This is a genomic window from Ktedonospora formicarum, assembly GCF_016587355.1.
GTDB lineage: Bacteria > Chloroflexota > Ktedonobacteria > Ktedonobacterales > Ktedonobacteraceae > Ktedonobacter > Ktedonobacter formicarum.
The window spans coordinates 989,709-1,009,484 of record NZ_BNJF01000004.1 but is presented as its reverse complement, the minus strand read 5'-3'; the positions used below and the strand labels follow the sequence as shown (position 1 = coordinate 1,009,484).

The following is a 19,776-nucleotide window of genomic DNA, read 5'->3' as shown; positions in this document are numbered from 1 at the left end:
TATCTCCAACAAATGTGCCATCCAGGCTTCCCTCTGATCTTTCCCGAAAAAATCAGGCCACTCAGGAGAAGCTATTAGGCGAGATAATTTGTAAAGAAATATGATGCATCAGGTGAAAGCAAATGAGAGCCCAAATAGGTTGATACGTAGCACCCTTGATGCTTTCTATCAGCCTTCACATATGCTAGCCACTCGTTTATAGGATCAAGCCTACCATTGCTTCTAGGGCAAAAGTGGGGCAGAGGTGGGACGGGAGTGGGACAGCAAAACATTCCTAAGCAAGAAAATCGTCAGAGCATGCTATAATGCTCCCTAGATATATCTGAAAAGGAAAAGCTTGTTTTATAGACAAGATGGGGAGGGGTAAAATGCAAGAAGAGCAATGGACGTACACTTCCTCTGGTCATCAAAAAGAAGTGGGCAGACAAGAAATATCTCCTTTGGTGGCTCGCGTGTTTCTCCTCGGACCTTTTGAGGTAGAATGGTTGACCCCATCACAGAACCCCTCTGCATGGAATAGCCGCACCTCGGCACGTTCTCTGTTGAAGCTCCTTCTCTTCTCACCAGGGCGGCAGGCCTTGAAATCACAACTTGCTGGCCTCCTCTGGCCGGAAAGCCCAGAAGACAAAGCGCGTGAATCGCTGCGCTCAGCATCAAAAGTATTAGCAAAGGTGCTCACGACCATCACTGGGGAGAAACTCCTTCATACGTCTCAGCGAGATATGTTAAAACTTGCTGACCAATCGCAACTTTGGGTTGATATTGATGCATTTGATATGTTTATCTCATCTGCTGAGCAAACAACAGATCTCCAGAAAGCGATCATCTGCTGGCAGCAAGCAGAGCACATACTCCGAGGAGAGTTGCTTGTTGAGGATCGATTGCAGCAATGGGTAACATGCCAATGGATTAAAAAACGGAGGCAGGCGTTGTGGATGGCCCGTTGCCGGATGGTACGAAATCTCTCTGAGGTGTATTTGCGGCTGGGGCAAACGGCTGCCGCCGAAGAGACTCTTGAGGCACATATTGTTCGTTTTCCAACGGATCAGGATGCTCTGTTCCGCCTTCTGGTTCTTCTGGTCCAACAAGGATGCTCAGATGAAGCATTGCAATTGTATGAGCGAACCAGACGCTTATTGCTTGCAAGAGGGAAGAAAACAGCACAGCATATCGAACTCTTTATGGCTGATATCCCCAAAAAGGCCATGCATACCACGCTTTTACAAGGACAGGAGCAGATACGTAGGAGAGCGGATACTAAAAGGAGAGAAGGATACGAAATAATGCCCTCTTCTCAATCTTTACCAGACATCTCAACCTCACCGTTCTCGTTGGCATTGCCACAGATAACAGGGGTGTCACAAGATCATACGCAGCAGATATTTTCAGAAATCATACAACAAGGAGGAGCCTTTCAGAATATGGATGCATCACGCCGCCAAATTCTTGCTGGATTGCTTGCACTTGCAGGAACCAACACGCTTCCTTCGGAGTGGTGGGAACACCTCATGCATCAGAATATCTTCTCTCTGACAGAGGAGGAATGTGGGTATTTTCAGCAATTGGTTGAGGACGGTTGGGGGCTCTGTAATGCTGGGGAATGGGGACTGGCCGAGCATATGCTCTCCAGCTTCTTACCAGAAACCATTCAGAAGGCTGCTAAAAGCAAAGAGGCTGCTCGGCTTGCAGCTCAAGGGCTTGTCCTGCGAAGTATCCTTCAAGCACATCAATTCAATGTCGCTGCCATGATTCCCCTCTGCCGGCAAGCGACAACCTATGCGAAATTCTCAGGTGATGTGACCATCATCAGTGCTGCACTTAATGGCCTGGCTGTTGCCTACAAGTATAATCAACAAACCGACAATTCATTTCAAACATACCTCGAAGCGCTGGATTATTGTAAAGAAGCGGCCCCTTTAATACGTTCACGTATTTATGCCGGTGCTGCGGCAGCATTTGCCTCTAGAGGGCGCAAACAAGAAACTGACATGTATATCACCATGGCGTATGCTTGTTTTCCCAAGAACCCGGACCATGATCCCCACTTTCTCTCTGCCGATCATGGCATCTATATGCTAGCATATTACCAGGGAATTGCGTATCTTGAATTACAGGAACCCCAGCTGGCGTTACAAGCTTTTGATAGTTTTCAGGCGGCTGTTCCTACCAGTACTGTTCCAAAGAGGAACCAACTTGAGATTCTCAATCACAAAGGGAGAGCCGCTATCGGTTCCAAGAACCTGGAATGTTATGTTCAGTGTTTAGAAGAGGGTTTGGGGGCGCAATAGCACTTAAAAGTCAGAAACGTCGAGACGAAGCCATTACCATCTTTCAACATGATGTGCCAGAAGCGTGGCAACGTGAGACATCGCTGAAACACATCGTTGAGCAATATCCATTTCTTCAGGTGACAAGGTGAATCATCGTGTACTCTTTGTTGGACCAGGGGATCTTGGGTCCTTAATGCTGGATCTCTTTCTGCGTATCCCAGGAAAGCATCAGTTTCTTGTTGGTGGAAGACATCTTGATCGCCTTCAGCCACGAGTCAATCTCTCTCTCTTCAGTGCGCTTCAGTTAGGATATACGCCAGAAGTAAAGTGTTCGTTTCTAGACCTCAATAATATTGAGCAGGCAGCGGAAACGATTGCTCATTTCCAGCCAACGATTGTCGTATGTGCCGCCACACGTCAGCGCCTTGGTGGCACCCAGTCATTACCTCCATCACTTGCCACACAACTGGCCCATGCCCCAATGGGTCCTCGGCTCCCATTACATCTCTCTCTCGTGTATAAGCTGATGCAAGCAGTGAAGCTCAGTGGGGTGAAACCACTTGTACTGAACGCTATTTATCCAGATGTGATTCATCCTGTCTTACAGAAGGTTGGACTGGCTCCAACCACAGGCATTGGAGATCTCGCGAATAACATTCCGGCGATAAGATTGGCTCTTGCCTCCTCTCTCAATGAGCCATTTGAGCAGGTTGATGTACGTCTGGTGATGGCGCGTGCCGTGAGCTATCGTCTGTCACGTGCCAGCATCGATGGTCTGCCTTTTCACGCGACCTTTCTGGCGAATGGAGAGGACATCACACTCCACATTGACACGCGCAGCGTGTTTGAGGCATTACCAATAACATTCCAGCGCACTGGTGGCGACACCGGGTTATTGATGACAGCAGCATCGGCGATGGCAATGTTTAAAGGGATCGTACAAGACTCGCATGAGCTGATGCATGCTCCAGGCCCACGCGGACTCCCAGGTGGATATCCCGTTTTGGTCCATAATCATGGCATTGAGATAGCCTTACCTCATCAGATAAGTATGCATCGCGCTCTCCAGATCAACCATGCTGGACTGCGCCTAGACGGGATTGAGAGGATCGAGGAAGACGGAACCGTGATCTTTACTGATGAGGCAACGACACTTTACCAAGATATATTAGGCTATGAGTGTAAACGCCTGCCTCTTACCGAGGTTGAAGAGAGAGCACAAGAGTTGCAGGAGCGATACACCATGCTCGCACATCTGACTCACTAACAAAGGCAAGTGGGTTCCCTTCGCTTCGACATCGTATCTTATTTCATCTAGTTCTACAGCTGTAGATGAGATAATGACCTCCCCTGGTCTTTCGCCTCAGCGTTCTCCGCTTTTCTTGTCATCCGGAAAACTCTCTGTTGACAGCTTCTTGTTTCAGAGGTTCTCCAGAACGTGGCGTGGATAACACGAGAGATGTGGTGACCGGCCCATAGTTCATGAGTTGATTGAGTACGCTTTCCAGATGAGAAATGGACGTGACAACCAGTTTTAACAGAAAGCTCTCGTTTCCTGTTACCCGATGACATTCAAGAAGCTCAGGGAGTTCTGCGACAAAGGTATGCAGGCCTGCCTCGGTCATGGGTGTGGTGGTCAGACGGACAAAAGCCATGATAGGGAGCCCCACTTTGGCCGGATTGATCCGCGCTCCATAGCCAGTGATTACCCCTGCGTCTTCTAGTTTGCGCACTCGCTCAGCTACAGCTGGCGCGGAGAGCCCCACGCGCCGGCCTACCTCAGGAAAAGAAAGTCGCGCATCCCTTTGTAGCTCTCGGAGAATGCTCCATCCGGTTTCATCCAGTAGATACTCGTCTTTCAAAGCCATACGCCATTTTTCCTCATTTTTTGAAAGTATTTTACCATATCACTTTTGAAAAAAGATGTACAGGTTGCCTTCAGATCAATACACTGTTCTCAGTACAGAATATTGCTCTCTTGGAGAAACAGATGCACCATCAACTCAATCCACGGGCCAAAGCGCTGCTCGACCAATGGGCTGCGGATGCAGCGAGCAAACCACAACCAGCGCACCTCCTTAGCCTCAATGAGCAGATAGCGGCCAGCCGCCTCGCTTTTCATAGGCTTGATCCTCTGGCAGGCGAGCCGGAGCCAGTCTTGCATATTGTTCAACGGACGCTTCCTGGCCCTGGTGGCCCTCTCCCTGTTCGCATCTATCAGCCACGTGACGTGACAGGTTTGCCTGTCCTTGTCTATTTGCATGGAGGAGGCTGCACAATCGGTGATCTGGATACAATCGATCGTCCATTACGCCAGCTTTCTAACCGCTCTGGCTGGCTGATTGTCTCTGTGGGCTATCGCCTTGCCCCTGAACATCCGTTTCCTGCCGCTTGGGAAGATGCCTACACCGTAACACAATGGGTAGCAACACATGCCTCAGAAATCAATGCTGATGCCAGCCTCCTGGCTATTGGCGGCGATAGTGCTGGGGGCTTGCTCGCGACTGCTACCACCCTCATGATCAGAGATCGGAATGGGCCAGGCATTGCATTGCAGATCCTGATCAATCCAAGTACTTCCGGATATGCGGACTTTGATACGCGTTCCTGGCAGGACTACGATGGTATGGTGCTCAATCAGGCAGCGGTGAAACGGGATTTGGACCTCACCTATGGCGATCAGGATCGGAGCCATCCCTGGATCTCTCCACTCAAAGCCAGAGATTTAGCTTATCTTCCTTCAGCACTGATCCTCACGGCTGGATGTGATCCGCTGCGTGACGAAGGGGAAGCCTATGCCGACCGCCTCAAACAAGCCGGAGTGCGTGTCACCTTGACGAGATATTCTGGCATGATCCATGGGTTCTTCGGCTTTGCGGGGATTCTCGATGAAGGAAAAACAGCGATTGACCAGGTAGCACAGGCTCTTCAAGCTGTTGAAGAGCAGATGCGTTTGCAGGACGAGCGGGAATCCATCGAATTTTAAGAGACGAATTCAGCAGAGTGGGGAAGATTTATGGTATGTGGAATCTTCTCCTGCTCGTTCACTTTGTTTTGCCTTTTTCTGTTGACACATGGCTTCTTTTTCTCACCCCCGTCTGTCTCCGCGGTGCTCACGGCGTGCAGGAGGGGAGTCACCAACCAAAAATCAGAACGCAATGAGAATCCTGTTAATGTCTTCTCTTTTCCCTCCAACCAGTTCATCTCCCGAGAAAGTGTGGACGACGACTTTCAACGATTTGGGGCAACAGATCAGGCACTTTTTCCCCGACGAGAGCCTCACTAACGAGCGCTCGTCTACCTGCAAGGATTGATGAGCGACGTTTCTGGGAGAACTCGTCATCTATCCCTCTCTCACATCGCTGCGCATCACGCGCACGAACAAAGGCCCCTTGTAGATCAGGCAAGGAAAATGTGCGTTGTGTTTGAATTACCCATTGAGTATAATGCGAGGGCATTCATTTCAAGATCATACCAATAGAGCGGGATGAGCAACATGTTCTTCACTTTTTATCAGTTTAAGTTCAAAATCATGCAGCAATTACCAGGGGAAAACAGCAGAAAGCGCTCACATTTAGAGAGGGGGCAGGTTGGCTGGGGCTGGTACTGATGCTCATAAGTATTATCCTAGGCATCATCTATCATTCATGTGACATTCCTATGTATACCATCAATGGCCTGGGGGGATACTGGCCATTGTGGTCACTGTATTGGGAATAAAGCAGTGGAATGAGATGCAGGTAAAAGGCGAATCCAGTCCCTGGTATAAGCAATATCTTTTAACCGGAGGAATGGCTCTGTTTTTTATATCTTTAAGTCTCTCCATCGAGTATGGTCTAGTTCTCTCCCCACTCGTGAGATCTCTGCTCGTAGACACACATGCTGACCCCCTTCTCACTCCAATGCAGTTCATAGCAAGTTTCATTGGCGTGATCCCTTTTTCCTTGGCAGCCCTCTTTTATTGGATCACAATGCGATACGCACCTCAAAAAAATACGACCCTTGTTGCAGACAAGTCAAATGGTGGACTTGAATGAAGCAAGCTTGAGAGGAAGGGATGAATTGGTAAGGCATTATAAGGCTGTGTAACCCTCCATACAATCAAATTGATACAAATTTGGGCGCAGCATCTTTGCCTTTCCAAATGCTCTACAACAATGTTCAGAGGGCATGAGCCTCAAATTGCTGTGTTTCTGTAAAGATAGGCTCACCCTCATGTGCAAGATAGCCACTGATCTCACGACAGATGCTCCAATGCTCGTACGCCTTCAGGATCTGGGAACCGAGTCAAGGCCCAGCGTCACAGGACCATTTCCTCTGAGCTTGATGATGCAGGAGGCACAAGGGCTAGCCTCCATCCACGCAGCCAATCTTGGTCACACTGAGGCATTGGCATGCCTCCCTCGTGCAGATCACTCGTATGTGATTACCTACATTCAGCAACGCTTCTGGCGACCTGCCTGGGAACAGGTCGTTCATGACCCAGCATTTGTGGAACTTCTTGAAGCGGCGATCCCCAAGTTGAAGCTACTGCCATACGTATAGTTTTAGGAGAATATATACAAAGGCGGTGTATTCGAGTGATACACCGCCTTTCCACTAAAATTGTTAATTGATGGAAATTAAAGTTTTTTACCAAAACACCATGAATGATTGTCATAACCATTACGCTTATAAAAAGCATGTGCATTTGTACGTTGTATACCACAACATAAGTAAATATTTACTATGCCTTTATCCTGTGCATATTTCTCGATAAACCGAATCAACTTTGTTCCAATGCCTTTATTGTGTTTATCGCTTTTAATTGCAATACCATTAATTTGCATAAATTGTTCCTCAAAGCCTACTCCATAGGTTTGTACGGAAGCAACAAATCCAACAACATCATTATCAATTACAGCTACAAATGTTTTGTAATTATCATCGTTTTTTACTCTGTCATAATGCGGAGCGATGTTTTGAGCAGTCACCCATTTATTGCCAATCTCATCATTCCACAAAGACAAAACCGCAGGGTAGTCTTCTTTTTCAATTTCACGGATACATACGTCCATAGCAATCTCAACTCCTTAAAATATGTATACTGCGCTTAAAATTTCCAAGTGGTGCTATAAATTTACATGATTAATACCTCTCTTCTTTTACTGTCTATTTTACCGGATCTTCCGCACTTTCCGTGCTCAACAATACGGAGAGCTAGGTATCATACGGCCTCACAAGACATGGGAAGGCTTTTGAGATGGCTTTGATCATCTTTTCAATGCAAATTGACCTCATCGCTCTCTGGGTGTGTTTTGGCCAGGATGTTGAAATTGCTGAGCACGGAAAGTGCGTAAGAGCCACCATGTCTTGATTAAGTTTCTTCCTAAGATAGTATGGGATGCTTGGAGCATCAAACGCGTGTATCTTGTCCAGCGCGCAGTTCTTTTTCGAATGTGTGGTAGTGGAAGCTAGTACGCATTCCGGCGCGCTCGTAGAGCCGAAATGCCCCTGTTAAGCTGAACATATCCACGTTTAGCTTCATCGCGCGCAAGCCCCGGCGCGCAAATTCCCTTTGAATATACTGGAGCAGAGATATACCCAAGCCACGCCGCCGCCAGCGAGGCCGGACGCCAAGGTGCCAAATCCATCCCTGCTCACCCATCGCTTCCCCGCGCACAAGGCCTGCAGCCTCGCTTCCGTCCCAGGCGACGAAGAGCAACGTGGTATCTGAAAGATGCCACTGCCGCCACACCTCAAACGTTTGAGGCACATGCCCCTGCTCGTCACGCGCACTCTCCTCATCGGCGACATATACCGCCTGCTCATCGTCACCTGAACAAAACTCACGTATGATGATGCTTTCGTCACTGGGAGGTGATACTGACGGTCTATCAAGCTCAAGCTCCATATGAGCAAAGCTATAGATCTTTTCATACCCGGCGCACTCCAGTAGGTGTTGGGCACGCTGGTTGCGCTCGCCAACCCAGCTCGCGCCCATAGTGACACGGGCTCCCATTGGGGCTTCGCCAACCCAGGATAGAGCTCGCTTCTCAGCACACCGCAGGAGATAGCTGCCGATGCCATGCCCAGTATACTCTGGGAACAACCAAACATTGGCGAAGAGCCGCACCCGTCCTGGTCCTCTAACACTGGCATAGCTCACAATGCGTCCATCTGGCGCACCTACAACCCACGTATCAGCCTGGAGGTCAAAAATATGCCCCTGCCAGAGCCGCTTGAGGCTCTCTCTATCTGAGAGCAACTGTCCAAAATCTGCCAACTCCTGTGCGTTCTGTACTCGTACGACCGCTTCCAGGTCATCAATTTTCGCAGGGCGCACCCAGAAACCATCTGGTAGAATGCTTGTATCGGTCATCTCATTCCCTCTCTTTGTTGTCCTTGTTTTACTCCAAAGTATATCGTATTTCCTATCGACTATTTAACCCATTTTCTCGCTGCACCACTTCCGTCCCCAAATTAGCATATTCTATGTCTATGCTGTCCCAGTTATGTCCTAGACGATCTGCTATGCTCAGAAATGTGCTGTAGTGAAACACACAAATGCAATGAACCAAATTTCTGAGGAATCTATGAAGTGAGAGCGGGGAGCCATGCAGCTACTAAAGTAGCAAGCAAACACGTACATCTATTTGTGTTTGAAGAAGAAGTGAGGAGACCTGATCTATGCAACCACAGAGAAAGATTGTGCTAATAGATGACTCTGCGACCATCCGCAAGCTGGTAGGCATCGCACTCAGCCGTGAGAGGTATCTTGTAGAGAGCTTTCCCGATGGCATCGCCGCGATGCGCGCGTTTCAACAGCTAGACGTGCGCCTTCCAGACCTGCTGATTCTCGATATTGAACTTCCTAAAATGAATGGGTACGAGATTGCCCGTCACGTGCGCGCCAAATCAGATTGGCAATCTGTCCCGATCATAATGATCTCCAGACACAACGGAGTTGTCGAACGCTTAAAAGCTCGTTTGGCAGGAGCGAAGATCTATCTTAGCAAACCGTTTACCACTCAGAAATTATTGCAAGCTGTTCAAGAAGCGACTATGACATCTGGAGAAACAGCTTCTCAACAAAATCTACCTCACATACTCTACGGGTAAGGCACTTATAGCGTTGAGCAGGCGTGAACTGGTTTTCTCTTAGTCGTCGCGCCCACCCAACCAATGAGGAGGCCAGTTCACTCATGCTCATTGCCATTCTTCTTCTGAATTTGATTCGATACTAATCCCCGTTTGGCGTTACCAATTCAATAACCCAATGATTCTGAGAGAGCTTGGCATTGATTTTGAGAGGTTTTGATCTGGTGATTTCTCATCTTGAGATGAATGGATACCTACCAAACACCATTTGACTTCTTTCTGGCAACTAGTCATCGACCTACTTAAGACATGAAGGAAAACAGGAACGAGATGATGGAAGAGAAGGTCTCAGCACATCGTCAGCGAGAGAAAACGGCAATGGAATGTCTTTTCATACTTTGTAATAAGGAGGTGTTGAAGCTTCTCGTTGAAGAGCTAACAGACAAAATCGACGCTGCCAATCAGCGTAACGACGCAACGGGCTGGGCATCTATTCTCTTGTATGGGGAGACGCTCGCCAATAAACAAGGCTTTATTCTGCTACGTTGGGAAAGAGCGAAGGCATCTGAGATATTCCGCAACATCATCAAACGTTTTCTTGACGACCACGATATTGTTGATCACCTCTGTCTCCCTATGACCATCTTTGATCTGGGTTCAGAACACATTGAATAAACAAAAAACACCTTCCTGCTCTTGCATGGGCAGCAAAACTCATCAAGCGAGATGAATGGTAATGCCGATCCCTGGAAGTGTTTCATACCTATTTTTCTACTGAATGTATGCCTTATTGTATGTTTGTCTTCATGATAGATTGGAGCATTGTATGCGATCTCTCGGTCCTCCCCAAGAGCCAATTGCCCCTCTTTCATCCTCAACGACTCAACAGCAAGCGGCGTTGTTGCCTTCAGAGCGATACATTCCTCGAATTATGCCTGCGGTCTTTGGGACGGCAGATATGACAGGGTTGTTTTTGCTGAATGTCTTCTGGGTAACCAATATCACACCGCTTGCCGCTGGTGGTCCAGTGAGTTTTTTGTACTGGCTTCTCTGTGGCATCCTCTTCTTTGTTCCCTGTTCCCTGGTGATGGCTCAACTAGCCTACCTCTACCCTTCCGTTGGGGCATCTATAACTGGACGTTTCATGTCCTTGGTCCACGGTGGAGCTTCTTCGTTGGACTGTGCGCCTGGTTACCAGGCATTCTTTCGATGGTGAATGCCTGTGCAGCCGTTGTGGCGCTGCTTCAGGCACTCAATCCCACTTGGTTCCCACTTCCCTGGCAGCAAGGTTGCGTCATTGCTTGCGTATTGCTCCTTACCTGGGCACTGTCGATGCAGCGAACTCGGGCGGTTCAGCATGTGCTTAATGTGGCAGTAGGTGCTATGGGTGGCGCGACACTGTTTCTGGCTGCTGCTATGGCCGTTTGGCTTCTGAAAGGACATCCTTCGGCAACAATGTTGGTTGATGCATCTGGTTGGCGTGTGGTGTTGGGGCCACAGGGGAATCTAGCGCTGCTAGGGAGTGCAACGCTGGCACTACTGGGCTCTGATATGCCTCTGTCCTTGACTGGTGAGACTAAAACAAGGAAGTCCATTCCACGCCATCTGGTGTGGGGAACCCTGTTGACGCTTGGTGGCTATATTGTCTTTACATTTGGTGTCCTTGTAATTCAAGGGGCGGGAGTTGCGCAACAGACGATCAATCCGATGGTGCTACTAATAGGAACCATTGATCGTGTCTTTGGCTCGGCAATGGGGGGCGTCATGGCTTTTTGCCTCTTGCTTTACTTTATGATGATCCCAGTCGCCCTCAATGTCTGCTTCTCGCGCCTTCTGGTGGTCTCCGCTTTACATCAACAAATTTCAATGCGTTTGGCGCAAGTCACGCGGCACCGGGTTCCTGCAACGGCGCTGGGAACTCAAGTAGTGTTTGGCCTCCTGGCAACGGCGCTCATTTATATGGTAGTTCCCCTCTTCAATCTCAAGCAATCCGCAGATCTGAGCAACATAATGTATAACGTGTTAGGGGCTGGGTTGTTACTGGTGTGGATTATCTCGTTTCTGTTTCCTTTCCTCTTGCTTGCGATTCTGGCCGGGCGGCAAGGGAAAGCCTTTCGACGCACTTGCGTGATCCCCTTTCCCATACTGGTCATCAGTATGATTACAGGCCCTCTTCTGTGTATGCTGACGTTTGTGACGACCCTAACCAACTCCTTTATCCCTTCCCTGCTTCCAAATGCTACATGGGGGTGGATTGTGGGGGCTGTGGCGTCTGGCAGCCTGATAATCGCCGCCATATGTAGTATGTTGTCCAATAGCGAGGCAAAATGGGAAGCCCTCCAGGAGCAGCAAGCCGAAATGCTCGCGCGACCGAATGTTCCTGCCACGCTGGAGGCGCAGCATCAGTCAAAAGGATTTTAACGATGTCACATTCTCTGCTTTTTGTGAAGGACGCTCCTGCAATGATTCCTTCAATCATTGATCTCTGGCAACGACAGGAGCAACGTCAAAGGAAAATTGATCCACGTCTGCATCCTGAACGGAGTGTGATTGATCTGGAAGACAGGGTTCAACATGGCCTTGAGGATGGCGCCGTCATTCTGGGACCATCTGGACGCGTGCGTGGATATGTGCATCCAGGCATCTGGCCCCTTCCCGAGACGAGTCTCTTGCACGCCTTTCTGACCTCAAGAAATGGTATTACCCAGGCATTGGTCCTTCCTGATCCCCAGGATGATGATGCTCATGACGTTGCCGAAATGAGCCTTCTCGCGCTGGCAACATTTTGGCGTGTAAAGCAAACGACAGGCGAGCTGATTCGTTGGCCGAGCCATGATCGTTGGCTAGAACCATTGCTGCTCTTACACGGCTTTGCTCTTGATAGTGTCTGCGCATTGCGTCGTGAGCCCCTTCTGAATGAATTACAGTCGTCATCGTCGTTCACGGTACGCTATGCGCACCCGGAAGATGAAGAGGCGCTAGTGGCTCTCTTCGAGGAAGAACTCACCTTTCATGAGCGCTACACGCCCTTTGTACGCAAGAGCCCAATTGTACTGCGCGCATTTCGTGCGAAGCTGGCGCGCATCTGGGAGGAGAAAAGTATCGTTGAGGGGGCACCATCGGTCCTGGTAGCGGATGCAGCAGGAATCGTCATTGGGATGGCGGAGAATACGCTTGTTGAGATCGGAAACACAGATGAGCCTGGCTTCACGCCTCCTGGACACTATGGATGCCTGGATAATGTCTGCGTAACCTCGTCTTCTCGTGGACAAGGTGTTGGTTGCCGCTTGGTACAAGCCTCGTTTGAGATGTGGGCAGAAATGCGGCGGCTTCTAACCCTGGATGGCTACTTACTCTGGTATAACCCTGACAATCCAAGCGCCACACGCTTCTGGTCTCGGTGCGGTTTTAAGCCACTGTGGACGACCTATCAGCGCTTACATGCTCCTTCTGTGAAATAGCGGAATGTATGCACCTGTGCTTACCTTCATCAACAACTGTTTTTTGTGCTCATTACTCAGATGCTTTTGCAGCGAAAGGACTTGCGACAACATGTCATCATCTCAGGAAACGGCACCATCTCAGGAGAGCCAGAGCGAGGCTTCGGAGGCTGCCTCCTCACGTAGCATACCAAATCAGCACCACCTTCGCCAAAATGCTCTGGGAGCATGGAGCATTGCCATGCTATGTATCGCCGCCATTGCCCCCGCAGCCTCGATGTTGTTTAACGTGCCAGTGATCGCCTCTCAGGCTGGGGCGGCATCCCCACTGGTCTTTGTGCTCTCGGCGATTGGAGTGCTCTTGCTGGGGATCTCGGTTGTGTACTTTGCCAGGAGGCTCTCCTCGGCAGGCGGCTTTTGCACCTGGATTCGTCATGCTCTCGGGAAGGAAGCCGCCTTTCAGGTTGGCTGGTTGCTCCTGGGTTCCTACGCGCTCTTTGAAGCAGCATTGCAGGCTACCGTCGGGGGCTCTCTAGAGAACGCTTTTTCCTCTCTCGGGTTCTCTCTTCCCGGCGGTTGGGTAATGTATGCGTTGCTCCTAACTCTGATCGTCGGAGTGCTTGCCCATTTTGATGTAAAACTGTCACTCTGGGTCATGGCCCCCTTCGCGCTGCTGGAAGTACTTGTTCTCCTGGTGCTGGACGGTGCGATTTTGCTCAAGGGGGGAGCTTCAGGTCATGACCTGCTCCATACGTTCACCCCTGCCGGGTCCACACTTGCCGGGATTGTGCCAGGAGGCATACTTGGGATCGGCATTGGGATGGTGCTCGGTATTTTAGCCTTCGTCGGGTTTGAAACGGCTGCGGCCTATGGCGAGGAGACGCGCCATCCCAGACGTGCCATCCCAGTCGCGATGTATAGCTTGCTCATTGGATTAACCGTGCTCTATGTCGTGACCAGCTACGCGGCAACTATTGGGGTCGGCTGGCAGCATGCAGGAGGGACGCTTGGCAACATTGCGACAGCCCCTCAACAATACCTTGTCCTCGCGAATCACTATGTTGGGAGTTGGCTGGGAACGGCGCTTGTCATTCTAGTGGTGACCTCCAATGCCGCCAGTGCTTTTGCCATGCATCAAGTAATGGCTCGTTATGTGTTTAGCATGGGGCGCGAGCAGGTGTTGCCCGCGCTCTTTGGTCGCGCGCATCCACGCTGGCGCAGTCCCTATATAGCAGGATGGACGCAGACTGGTTTTACAGGTCTGGTCATTATCTTTCTGGGGTTCATTGTGCAAAAGAGCAATGTCGATGGCACTGTCTCCTATGCCTTGGGGCTTCCACACGGCGCGTTTACCCAGACGAGTGGCATTGGCTCATTCCAATGGCTTGCCAGCGTCGTCACTATGTGCTTGCTTCTGGTCTATATCCTCACGAATGTGGCGGTTCCGTTCTTCGCTCGTCGTCAGCAGGAGTTTCGAGTGGTGCCTCATATGATCGTGCCCCTTGCCAGCACGCTGCTCTTGTTGTTACCGTTTGCCTCGTATGTCTTACCACCACTACCACTCATTGGCGGCTGGTTCACCGCGCTTGGCTTTGCTCCAACCCCTTTCCCAACGAATATCTTACCGTTCTTTGTGGTGCTCTGGATCATCCTTGGTCTTGGATATGCCTGGTATCTCTCAAGGCATTCCCCCGAGCGGTATGAACAGATCGGGTTGATTTTGCAACATGAAGGCGCTGAGGAAGCGATATCCGCAAAAGAAACGAAAGACCAAACGCAAGAAGAGTAGTCTCGTTGGAGAGGGAACTAGTGGCAAGGGGAAGCCATCATTTGTCGTTGGGCGCGTAGTTCCCTCTCTTTACATGTCAAGAAAGAAAAAAGAGGAAAGCAGATATGCCTATCCATACAAAGAACGCGCAGTCACTCCAAGAAGGCCGCTACCTCATCGCTCATCCGCTCGTCCGGTCAGAATGGTTACACGAGATAGCCGAAGCCTGGTGGGTGGGACGTGCGAAGCAGCACCAAGAGAGACGAGAACAGCCTTGTCTGATCGCGGAAATACACATGCCTTTAACAGGATCGGCACTCACACGACAACTACAACCAGTGTTGCAGACCTTGTTGGCCCTGCAAGGTCATCCGCAATATCTCCAACTCCAGGATATGTTTTCAGAACAGGCTGCCCATTACTTTGTTTTTGGGCTTCCACAAGGACAATCTCTTGCCGGGCTGATGCATACCGAAGCTATGAAGGAAGAGGATGTGCGATGGTGTTGCCTTTCGGTGATTGAAGCTCTTCATACCTTCGCGCACCTGCATGCGAGAAAAGGCATGAAACAGCGAGCCTATGGAGGCATTCACCCCTCGTACCTCGTCTTGAAGACCATGTCTTCAGACACACGTTGGATACTAAGTCAGCCAGCACTTCTGCTGGCGAGTGGAGCGCTTGATACGGTCCATAAACCCCACCACTTTTCATCATTCTTTCCGTACTACCCTCCTGAGTTTTCTGGGCAGGGAGATATTCGCGCCGACCTCTATGCCCTACTGGCCTGCGCGTATCACGCGCTGACAGGAGTGCATCCACATACACAGAGACAAAAGGGTGGGGCAATCCAACAAGCCCAATGGCTCAATGCGCGTGTGAGCCCTCGTATGAATGCCATCCTTACGAAAGGGTTGCATGCCAACTCACAGGAACGCTATCAGCATCCAGCCGAACTCTATGAGGCGCTTGGGAGAAACCCTGCCGTCCTCACGACGTCACTCTCTGTCTACCGACAGCACGCGCCGGTTGCCACAACCCCGCCAACGGAGCCACAACAACGACTGGAAGGCAAGCCTATCTCCGTCGGCACAGCTCTCACAGGGCCACCATCTGACCTTCGGCAACAGCCTTCCATGGGAGGATTGCCTCCTTTCATCTTTGGGCCAGCTGAGCCAAAGGAGACGGCTGGGCATCTTCGTATCGAGGACTTGCCTCCATTTTCTGCGGCTCATGAGTGGCGAACGGCACTGTGTTGGATTGGCGGTCTCACCTTGCTTGAAGTGGTGATGCTCCATTTTGCGCGATGATATTTGATGCTTGGCAAGTGGAGATGACGATACGGCAGATACAGGAAGGGAAATAATCGATGGGAAAGAACGTCTCAGGCTATTCCAATGGGGTGCGAAAGGTTCGTGCGACATATGGCGAAGATCACTATCAACGGATCGGCAAGAAGGGAGGAATGGTGGTGAAAAACACGCGTGGCCCTGCGTATTACAGCTCTATTGCCCAAAAAGGTGGGCGTGCGAATGTCCAAAAGTATGGTTCAGAACATTTTCATGCGCTTGGCAGAAAGGGCGGGAATGCCACCAAGCGGAGCCAGGGGCCAGACTTTTATCGCCGTATTGGGCAACTTGGCGGTGTTGCCCGGAATCGGAAAAGGAAAGAGGACCAATAAATGGCGCGTGCCAGGACGCCTCCTGCCTACTTCACAGAGAAAGATCACGAAGGGATGGTATTTGTGCTGGAAGGGCTTTTCCCTCCAGCTACCACCTTGATCTTCAACCCCATCTTAGGGACGCTCTTGCTGCTTGCTATCCAGGCAAAAGGCGGGACAAATATCCCTGTCTTGGTGAAGGAAGAGCAGTTTACCACTGCCGAAATTTGTGTGTTGTTACCCATCTTGCAATCATTTCCCTATTACTGTTCATATGCTACGCTGTTGGCGAGCCTCAATTGGGGTCGGGTGACGGAATCGACCACTGCTCAGGCACATGAACGTCTCCAGGAGGCTACTGAAGCGGGGACATGGGATGCTGAGATGAGGCCAGTTCGTAACCTGTTATCGCGGGTGCGGCCCAAATTGCGGAGATGTGGAATCGAGATTGCCTCCATTCTGGAAACCGGTTACATGCTGAAAGAACACTCCTCACTCTGCAATTCTCTTGCGCAAGTGCCAACGATTACGATCTTGAGAGGTGGGTTGGATGCTTTCAGTAAAAGCGAGGGTTGATGGCGTGGATGTGATAGTGTGCTCTTCAGATGCAAGCTAAGTGTGGTGGTACAGGAGTACACGTGAATGGGGAGGGATATGAGCAGTCGAGAATCTGCCATGAGGAGGTCATCACATTCAAGGATAATTTCCTTATGACAGATTCTTGCATCTCTGCTTTTGTCCAGAGCGCCCTGCTCATACAGAGACTGCGCCAGACCAGGAAAGTGAAGTAAAGACGAAGATGCTAGCGCACTATTTCATAGTGTGAGCAAGCCTTTTTGAGCTTGGTTGATGGACATCGACCAATCCCTATGACAGAGCAGCCACAAGCACGTAGGGCTAACACGCATCGCACGAAACCACCATCTTGTGTTGCCAAGCAGATGCATTTGATCCCCTGCTCGAAGAAGCCCCAGGCCGCAGACTGGATACTCAGGAGATCCTCTCTCGGTGGCGCAATGCCACCGAGAGAGGATCTCCTGAGTATCCAGATGATACCCCAGACTGGCTGTCTGCCAACTGGCAAGTGCCTGCGTGCATCCAAACACCCCTTTGTAGAGCATGTCACCAAATTGCAAAGCTTTCGGCACAATGTGATGTGTCAAGCGAGATGCGGTGTTTTCTCCATCGATTAACAAAATGGTTTGACTCATGTGTGGACCTCCTCTATCGTAGTGTCTATTCACTTTCCTGGTCCAGCGCAGCACCTGCGCTGAAATGTTTGTGGTGTTTGAGATCCCTTTATATTATATAAATGCATGCAAATTAAATATCCTTCATGCCAGATTCTCTTACGAGCATGTGGGAGAGAAATGTCAAAGCAATGCATACTTTCCAGTGCTGATTCTCGAATAGATCGCCAGTATCAAGATCAACAGCTATGATGCTGTCAATACCCTTGGGGCTACTCACACATGGGGATGGCAAACCGCGCTATGAAAGCTTTCTTCCACCGATTCTTTGAAGAGGGCTTCATTTATGCTGACCCACATCTCTGTAATATCTTCGTCATAATTCTTATACTGTCCAAACGAGTATAGTTGCTTCCATACGCTATAGAAGGCTTCTCAACTTTACCATCTCAAAGCACATTCTAAAAGACTAAAATTTAATCTACCATAAACGTATAAGGTGTTGTACACTAGCTTCATATATATTTGTTTTAGCAGAAAGGATGATTCATTATGAAGGAACAGTCTATGGGCTTTGAGGGTTCACAAGATGAACAAAGTATCTTACAAACTTCTACGCCATTTAAAGATATGATGAATTATCCCATCAAGCCAGGTGACAAAATATATCCTATACCACAAAAAAAAAGAAACACTAGGCTAATCAAGTTACGCATCATATCAATACTTATTCCTGTGTTGTGTTTGACATTGATGACTATAGACTACGTTTTATATCCCGGACAGACTAGCTCTGGCGCAGGAGGATGGGCTATATTTATTCTCATTTGGGTGATTATGATGAGCATCAGTATAATTGTTAATCTTGTTATTAGTTTATGTAGAAAAACACTAGTTATCCCTCCTCCCAGGTGAAAAATGAGTTTTCTTGTGGAGATAAGCAAGCAGAACACATCATTCGTAACCTATGAAATCTGCGGTTTCGTATCCTGATTGCGATTGAAGCGATTGAGATGAGGTAATACCTCATCCTTCAATCGCAAGGACGTAGATCCAAATCCATTTGTGTAGGCCCTTAAATTTGTGTGAATTCAGTAATTATATTGTGACCTAAGTGCTCATTTGCCCAAACAATCCATTAAATACAAAGATCTCTGGAGATGATTTTGTCTCAATTTATACGAGAACATAGATTTATATGATGTCCCTCCAACGACGGATTGGCGATTCTTACGCGAACCTCTACAAGATATTAGTTAACCCATATCTCAAATGGTCTGAACACCTCTTCCAACTACCGCAAAGGACGAATATTGTTGGCCTATCAATTGTACATGCGCTAATTGGAGACAAAGGAATCTCGGCATCTCGCGAGGAACCGTGATCCAATGAATCTGCAAACTACTAGCTCAAGGAATCGATGTATTGTGAACTGTGCCCCCACCCTGATCCTTACCCCAAATTGATCTAGGAGCGAACGAGCTCAATTACCTAGTTTTCTCGACCAAGGAGCAAAACCTTCGAGCCCCTTGGCAATGTTTGGACTGCCGAGTGAGTAGCCTGGTTGATCAAATATTACTTTGGTATCGTCTATCATCCAACCCATTGCAGTTGTCTTCTTCGTCATCAAGGGCTTTTTGACTTATGGTGCAGGCAAGCGCATTCATCTGGAATATTTTCCTGCCTCCTATACGCTCGAACTTAATTTTTAAGAAGGTCTGGAAATCTGCTCAAACGACAGGAACTCAAAAATGTGTTGCTTGGCTCTCTCCAGTTGCTCGACTGCAAACTGCTGCTCGAGATTGCCTCAGATAACATTGGCCTATCCTTCGCCAATGCTTTGGTTACGCGTTGGACCTGTTTTGATTCTCTACGCTAGCCTCGATAGATATACTTTATTATGTTTTTTTTCTTGCTTGAGTCTGCTTTTCCTGCTCCGCTTTTCCCAAAATCTTCTCAGCTACTATTTTGTCTTTAGATGGGACTTTATATAAAACATTGGCAACAATTAGAACAATCCCAGTCAATATACAACCTATCGAAATAATTATGATCAAAAACGCGCCTGGTAAAGAAGTGGAAGTAACTAAAAGCCCAAATAACCCAAATACAATGAAAAGAATTGATAGAATATTTTTCAATTGCGTTTTCTTCCCTATTCTTTAATATAACGGCTAACTCCACTTTTATATGGTTTAATCCTACTGTATTTCACTCATAAGTATATCTAATATTCATGTAAAGCTCAATCCCCTAGCAGGATTTTATTTATATCTGCTGCCTTAGCGGAACTTGCCAATATAAAAGTTTCAAGATATTAGTGATATAAAACGCTTGTATTACTGTTTCCTAATATGTTATATATTTATAG

Annotated in this window: 19 protein-coding genes; 14 read left to right on the top strand and 5 right to left on the bottom strand. The window is 48.8% G+C overall.

What is annotated here, in order from left to right; all coding sequences use genetic code 11:
- The first annotated feature begins 368 nt into the window (after positions 1-368).
- Together K3T82_RS36110 and K3T82_RS36105 are read left to right on the top strand one after the other, a co-directional pair.
- Positions 369-2,288 carry an AfsR/SARP family transcriptional regulator gene (locus tag K3T82_RS36110; protein WP_220198320.1) on the top strand — a complete coding sequence of 640 codons (1,920 nt, stop codon included), beginning with the start codon at positions 369-371 and terminating at the stop codon, positions 2,286-2,288.
- Positions 2,289-2,415: 127 nt separating this feature from the next.
- On the top strand, positions 2,416-3,537 hold the full coding sequence (locus tag K3T82_RS36105) for a hypothetical protein (protein ID WP_220198319.1): 1,122 nt from the start codon (positions 2,416-2,418) through the stop codon (positions 3,535-3,537).
- A 118-nt stretch (positions 3,538-3,655) separates the two neighbouring features.
- Here the strand turns inward: K3T82_RS36105 and K3T82_RS36100 are convergent, their stop codons facing one another.
- Positions 3,656-4,138, bottom strand: coding sequence for an Lrp/AsnC family transcriptional regulator (locus tag K3T82_RS36100; RefSeq protein ID WP_220198318.1), 483 nt, complete (start codon positions 4,136-4,138; stop codon positions 3,656-3,658).
- 122 nt (positions 4,139-4,260) lie between these two features.
- On the opposite strand from K3T82_RS36100, the gene K3T82_RS36095 reads away from it, so the two are divergent.
- A complete protein-coding gene (locus K3T82_RS36095) occupies positions 4,261-5,256 on the top strand; it encodes an alpha/beta hydrolase (RefSeq protein WP_220198317.1) in 996 nt (331 codons plus the stop codon).
- Between the two features lie 1,229 nt (positions 5,257-6,485).
- Positions 6,486-6,815, top strand: coding sequence for a hypothetical protein (locus K3T82_RS36090; protein WP_220198316.1), 330 nt, complete (start codon positions 6,486-6,488; stop codon positions 6,813-6,815).
- A gap of 77 nt (positions 6,816-6,892) precedes the next feature.
- On the opposite strand, the gene K3T82_RS36085 is transcribed toward K3T82_RS36090, so the two are convergent.
- Both K3T82_RS36085 and K3T82_RS36080 read right to left on the bottom strand, forming a co-directional pair.
- Complete coding sequence (locus tag K3T82_RS36085) at positions 6,893-7,327, bottom strand: GNAT family N-acetyltransferase (RefSeq protein WP_220198315.1); 435 nt, start codon at positions 7,325-7,327, stop codon at positions 6,893-6,895.
- Between the two features lie 338 nt (positions 7,328-7,665).
- Positions 7,666-8,631 carry a GNAT family N-acetyltransferase gene (locus tag K3T82_RS36080; RefSeq protein WP_220198314.1) on the bottom strand — a complete coding sequence of 322 codons (966 nt, stop codon included), beginning with the start codon at positions 8,629-8,631 and terminating at the stop codon, positions 7,666-7,668.
- Between the two features lie 308 nt (positions 8,632-8,939).
- Between K3T82_RS36080 and K3T82_RS36075 the strand changes: the two genes are divergently transcribed.
- From K3T82_RS36075 to K3T82_RS36040, 9 genes are all read left to right on the top strand, one after another.
- Positions 8,940-9,371 carry a response regulator gene (locus K3T82_RS36075; protein ID WP_220198313.1) on the top strand — a complete coding sequence of 144 codons (432 nt, stop codon included), beginning with the start codon at positions 8,940-8,942 and terminating at the stop codon, positions 9,369-9,371.
- 309 nt (positions 9,372-9,680) lie between these two features.
- Positions 9,681-10,025 (top strand): hypothetical protein, encoded by a 345-nt coding sequence (locus tag K3T82_RS36070; RefSeq protein WP_220198312.1) that lies wholly within the window; start codon positions 9,681-9,683, stop codon positions 10,023-10,025.
- 151 nt (positions 10,026-10,176) lie between these two features.
- Entirely contained in the window at positions 10,177-10,566 is a 390-nt protein-coding gene (locus K3T82_RS48415; RefSeq protein ID WP_236031797.1) for a hypothetical protein, read from the top strand.
- On the top strand, positions 10,476-11,771 hold the full coding sequence (locus K3T82_RS36065) for an amino acid permease (protein WP_236031794.1): 1,296 nt from the start codon (positions 10,476-10,478) through the stop codon (positions 11,769-11,771). The genes K3T82_RS48415 and K3T82_RS36065 overlap by 91 nt, the downstream gene beginning before the upstream one ends.
- A 2-nt stretch (positions 11,772-11,773) precedes the next feature.
- On the top strand, positions 11,774-12,811 hold the full coding sequence (locus K3T82_RS36060) for a GNAT family N-acetyltransferase (RefSeq protein WP_220198310.1): 1,038 nt from the start codon (positions 11,774-11,776) through the stop codon (positions 12,809-12,811).
- Positions 12,812-12,902: 91 nt separating this feature from the next.
- The gene (locus K3T82_RS36055) at positions 12,903-14,579 is read left to right on the top strand and encodes an APC family permease (protein WP_220198309.1); all 1,677 of its coding nucleotides are present in this window, start codon (positions 12,903-12,905) and stop codon (positions 14,577-14,579) included.
- Positions 14,580-14,683: 104 nt separating this feature from the next.
- Complete coding sequence (locus K3T82_RS36050) at positions 14,684-15,865, top strand: serine/threonine-protein kinase (protein ID WP_220198308.1); 1,182 nt, start codon at positions 14,684-14,686, stop codon at positions 15,863-15,865.
- Between the two features lie 59 nt (positions 15,866-15,924).
- A complete protein-coding gene (locus K3T82_RS36045) occupies positions 15,925-16,236 on the top strand; it encodes a hypothetical protein (RefSeq protein ID WP_220198307.1) in 312 nt (103 codons plus the stop codon).
- Positions 16,237-16,791, top strand: coding sequence for a hypothetical protein (locus K3T82_RS36040; protein WP_220198306.1), 555 nt, complete (start codon positions 16,237-16,239; stop codon positions 16,789-16,791). It abuts the gene before it with no gap.
- A gap of 239 nt (positions 16,792-17,030) precedes the next feature.
- Here K3T82_RS36040 and K3T82_RS36035 read toward each other — a convergent pair whose 3' ends face one another.
- Positions 17,031-17,426, bottom strand: coding sequence for a hypothetical protein (locus K3T82_RS36035; RefSeq protein WP_220198305.1), 396 nt, complete (start codon positions 17,424-17,426; stop codon positions 17,031-17,033).
- A gap of 531 nt (positions 17,427-17,957) precedes the next feature.
- Here K3T82_RS36035 and K3T82_RS36030 point away from each other — a divergent pair.
- Complete coding sequence (locus K3T82_RS36030) at positions 17,958-18,320, top strand: hypothetical protein (RefSeq protein WP_220198304.1); 363 nt, start codon at positions 17,958-17,960, stop codon at positions 18,318-18,320.
- 983 nt (positions 18,321-19,303) lie between these two features.
- Here the strand turns inward: K3T82_RS36030 and K3T82_RS36025 are convergent.
- Positions 19,304-19,546: a hypothetical protein gene (locus tag K3T82_RS36025; protein ID WP_220198303.1), complete on the bottom strand. Its 243-nt coding sequence runs from the start codon at positions 19,544-19,546 to the stop codon at positions 19,304-19,306.
- Positions 19,547-19,776 lie beyond the last annotated feature (230 nt).

Excerpts from the sequence above, each read along its gene's own strand:
- K3T82_RS36060 (WP_220198310.1), top strand. The coding sequence starts at position 11,774 with ATGTCACATTCTCTGCTTTTTGTGAAGGACGCTCCTGCAATGATTCCT.
- K3T82_RS36100 (WP_220198318.1), bottom strand. The coding sequence starts at position 4,138 with ATGGCTTTGAAAGACGAGTATCTACTGGATGAAACCGGATGGAGCATT.
- K3T82_RS36055 (WP_220198309.1), top strand. The coding sequence starts at position 12,903 with ATGTCATCATCTCAGGAAACGGCACCATCTCAGGAGAGCCAGAGCGAG.
- K3T82_RS36075 (WP_220198313.1), top strand. The coding sequence starts at position 8,940 with ATGCAACCACAGAGAAAGATTGTGCTAATAGATGACTCTGCGACCATC.
- K3T82_RS36070 (WP_220198312.1), top strand. The coding sequence starts at position 9,681 with ATGATGGAAGAGAAGGTCTCAGCACATCGTCAGCGAGAGAAAACGGCA.
- K3T82_RS48415 (WP_236031797.1), top strand. The coding sequence starts at position 10,177 with ATGCGATCTCTCGGTCCTCCCCAAGAGCCAATTGCCCCTCTTTCATCC.
- K3T82_RS36050 (WP_220198308.1), top strand. The coding sequence starts at position 14,684 with ATGCCTATCCATACAAAGAACGCGCAGTCACTCCAAGAAGGCCGCTAC.
- K3T82_RS36110 (WP_220198320.1), top strand. The coding sequence starts at position 369 with ATGCAAGAAGAGCAATGGACGTACACTTCCTCTGGTCATCAAAAAGAA.
- K3T82_RS36090 (WP_220198316.1), top strand. The coding sequence starts at position 6,486 with ATGTGCAAGATAGCCACTGATCTCACGACAGATGCTCCAATGCTCGTA.
- K3T82_RS36045 (WP_220198307.1), top strand. The coding sequence starts at position 15,925 with ATGGGAAAGAACGTCTCAGGCTATTCCAATGGGGTGCGAAAGGTTCGT.
- K3T82_RS36095 (WP_220198317.1), top strand. The coding sequence starts at position 4,261 with ATGCACCATCAACTCAATCCACGGGCCAAAGCGCTGCTCGACCAATGG.
- K3T82_RS36030 (WP_220198304.1), top strand. The coding sequence starts at position 17,958 with ATGAAGGAACAGTCTATGGGCTTTGAGGGTTCACAAGATGAACAAAGT.
- K3T82_RS36035 (WP_220198305.1), bottom strand. The coding sequence starts at position 17,426 with ATGAGTCAAACCATTTTGTTAATCGATGGAGAAAACACCGCATCTCGC.
- K3T82_RS36040 (WP_220198306.1), top strand. The coding sequence starts at position 16,237 with ATGGCGCGTGCCAGGACGCCTCCTGCCTACTTCACAGAGAAAGATCAC.
- K3T82_RS36085 (WP_220198315.1), bottom strand. The coding sequence starts at position 7,327 with ATGGACGTATGTATCCGTGAAATTGAAAAAGAAGACTACCCTGCGGTT.
- K3T82_RS36080 (WP_220198314.1), bottom strand. The coding sequence starts at position 8,631 with ATGACCGATACAAGCATTCTACCAGATGGTTTCTGGGTGCGCCCTGCG.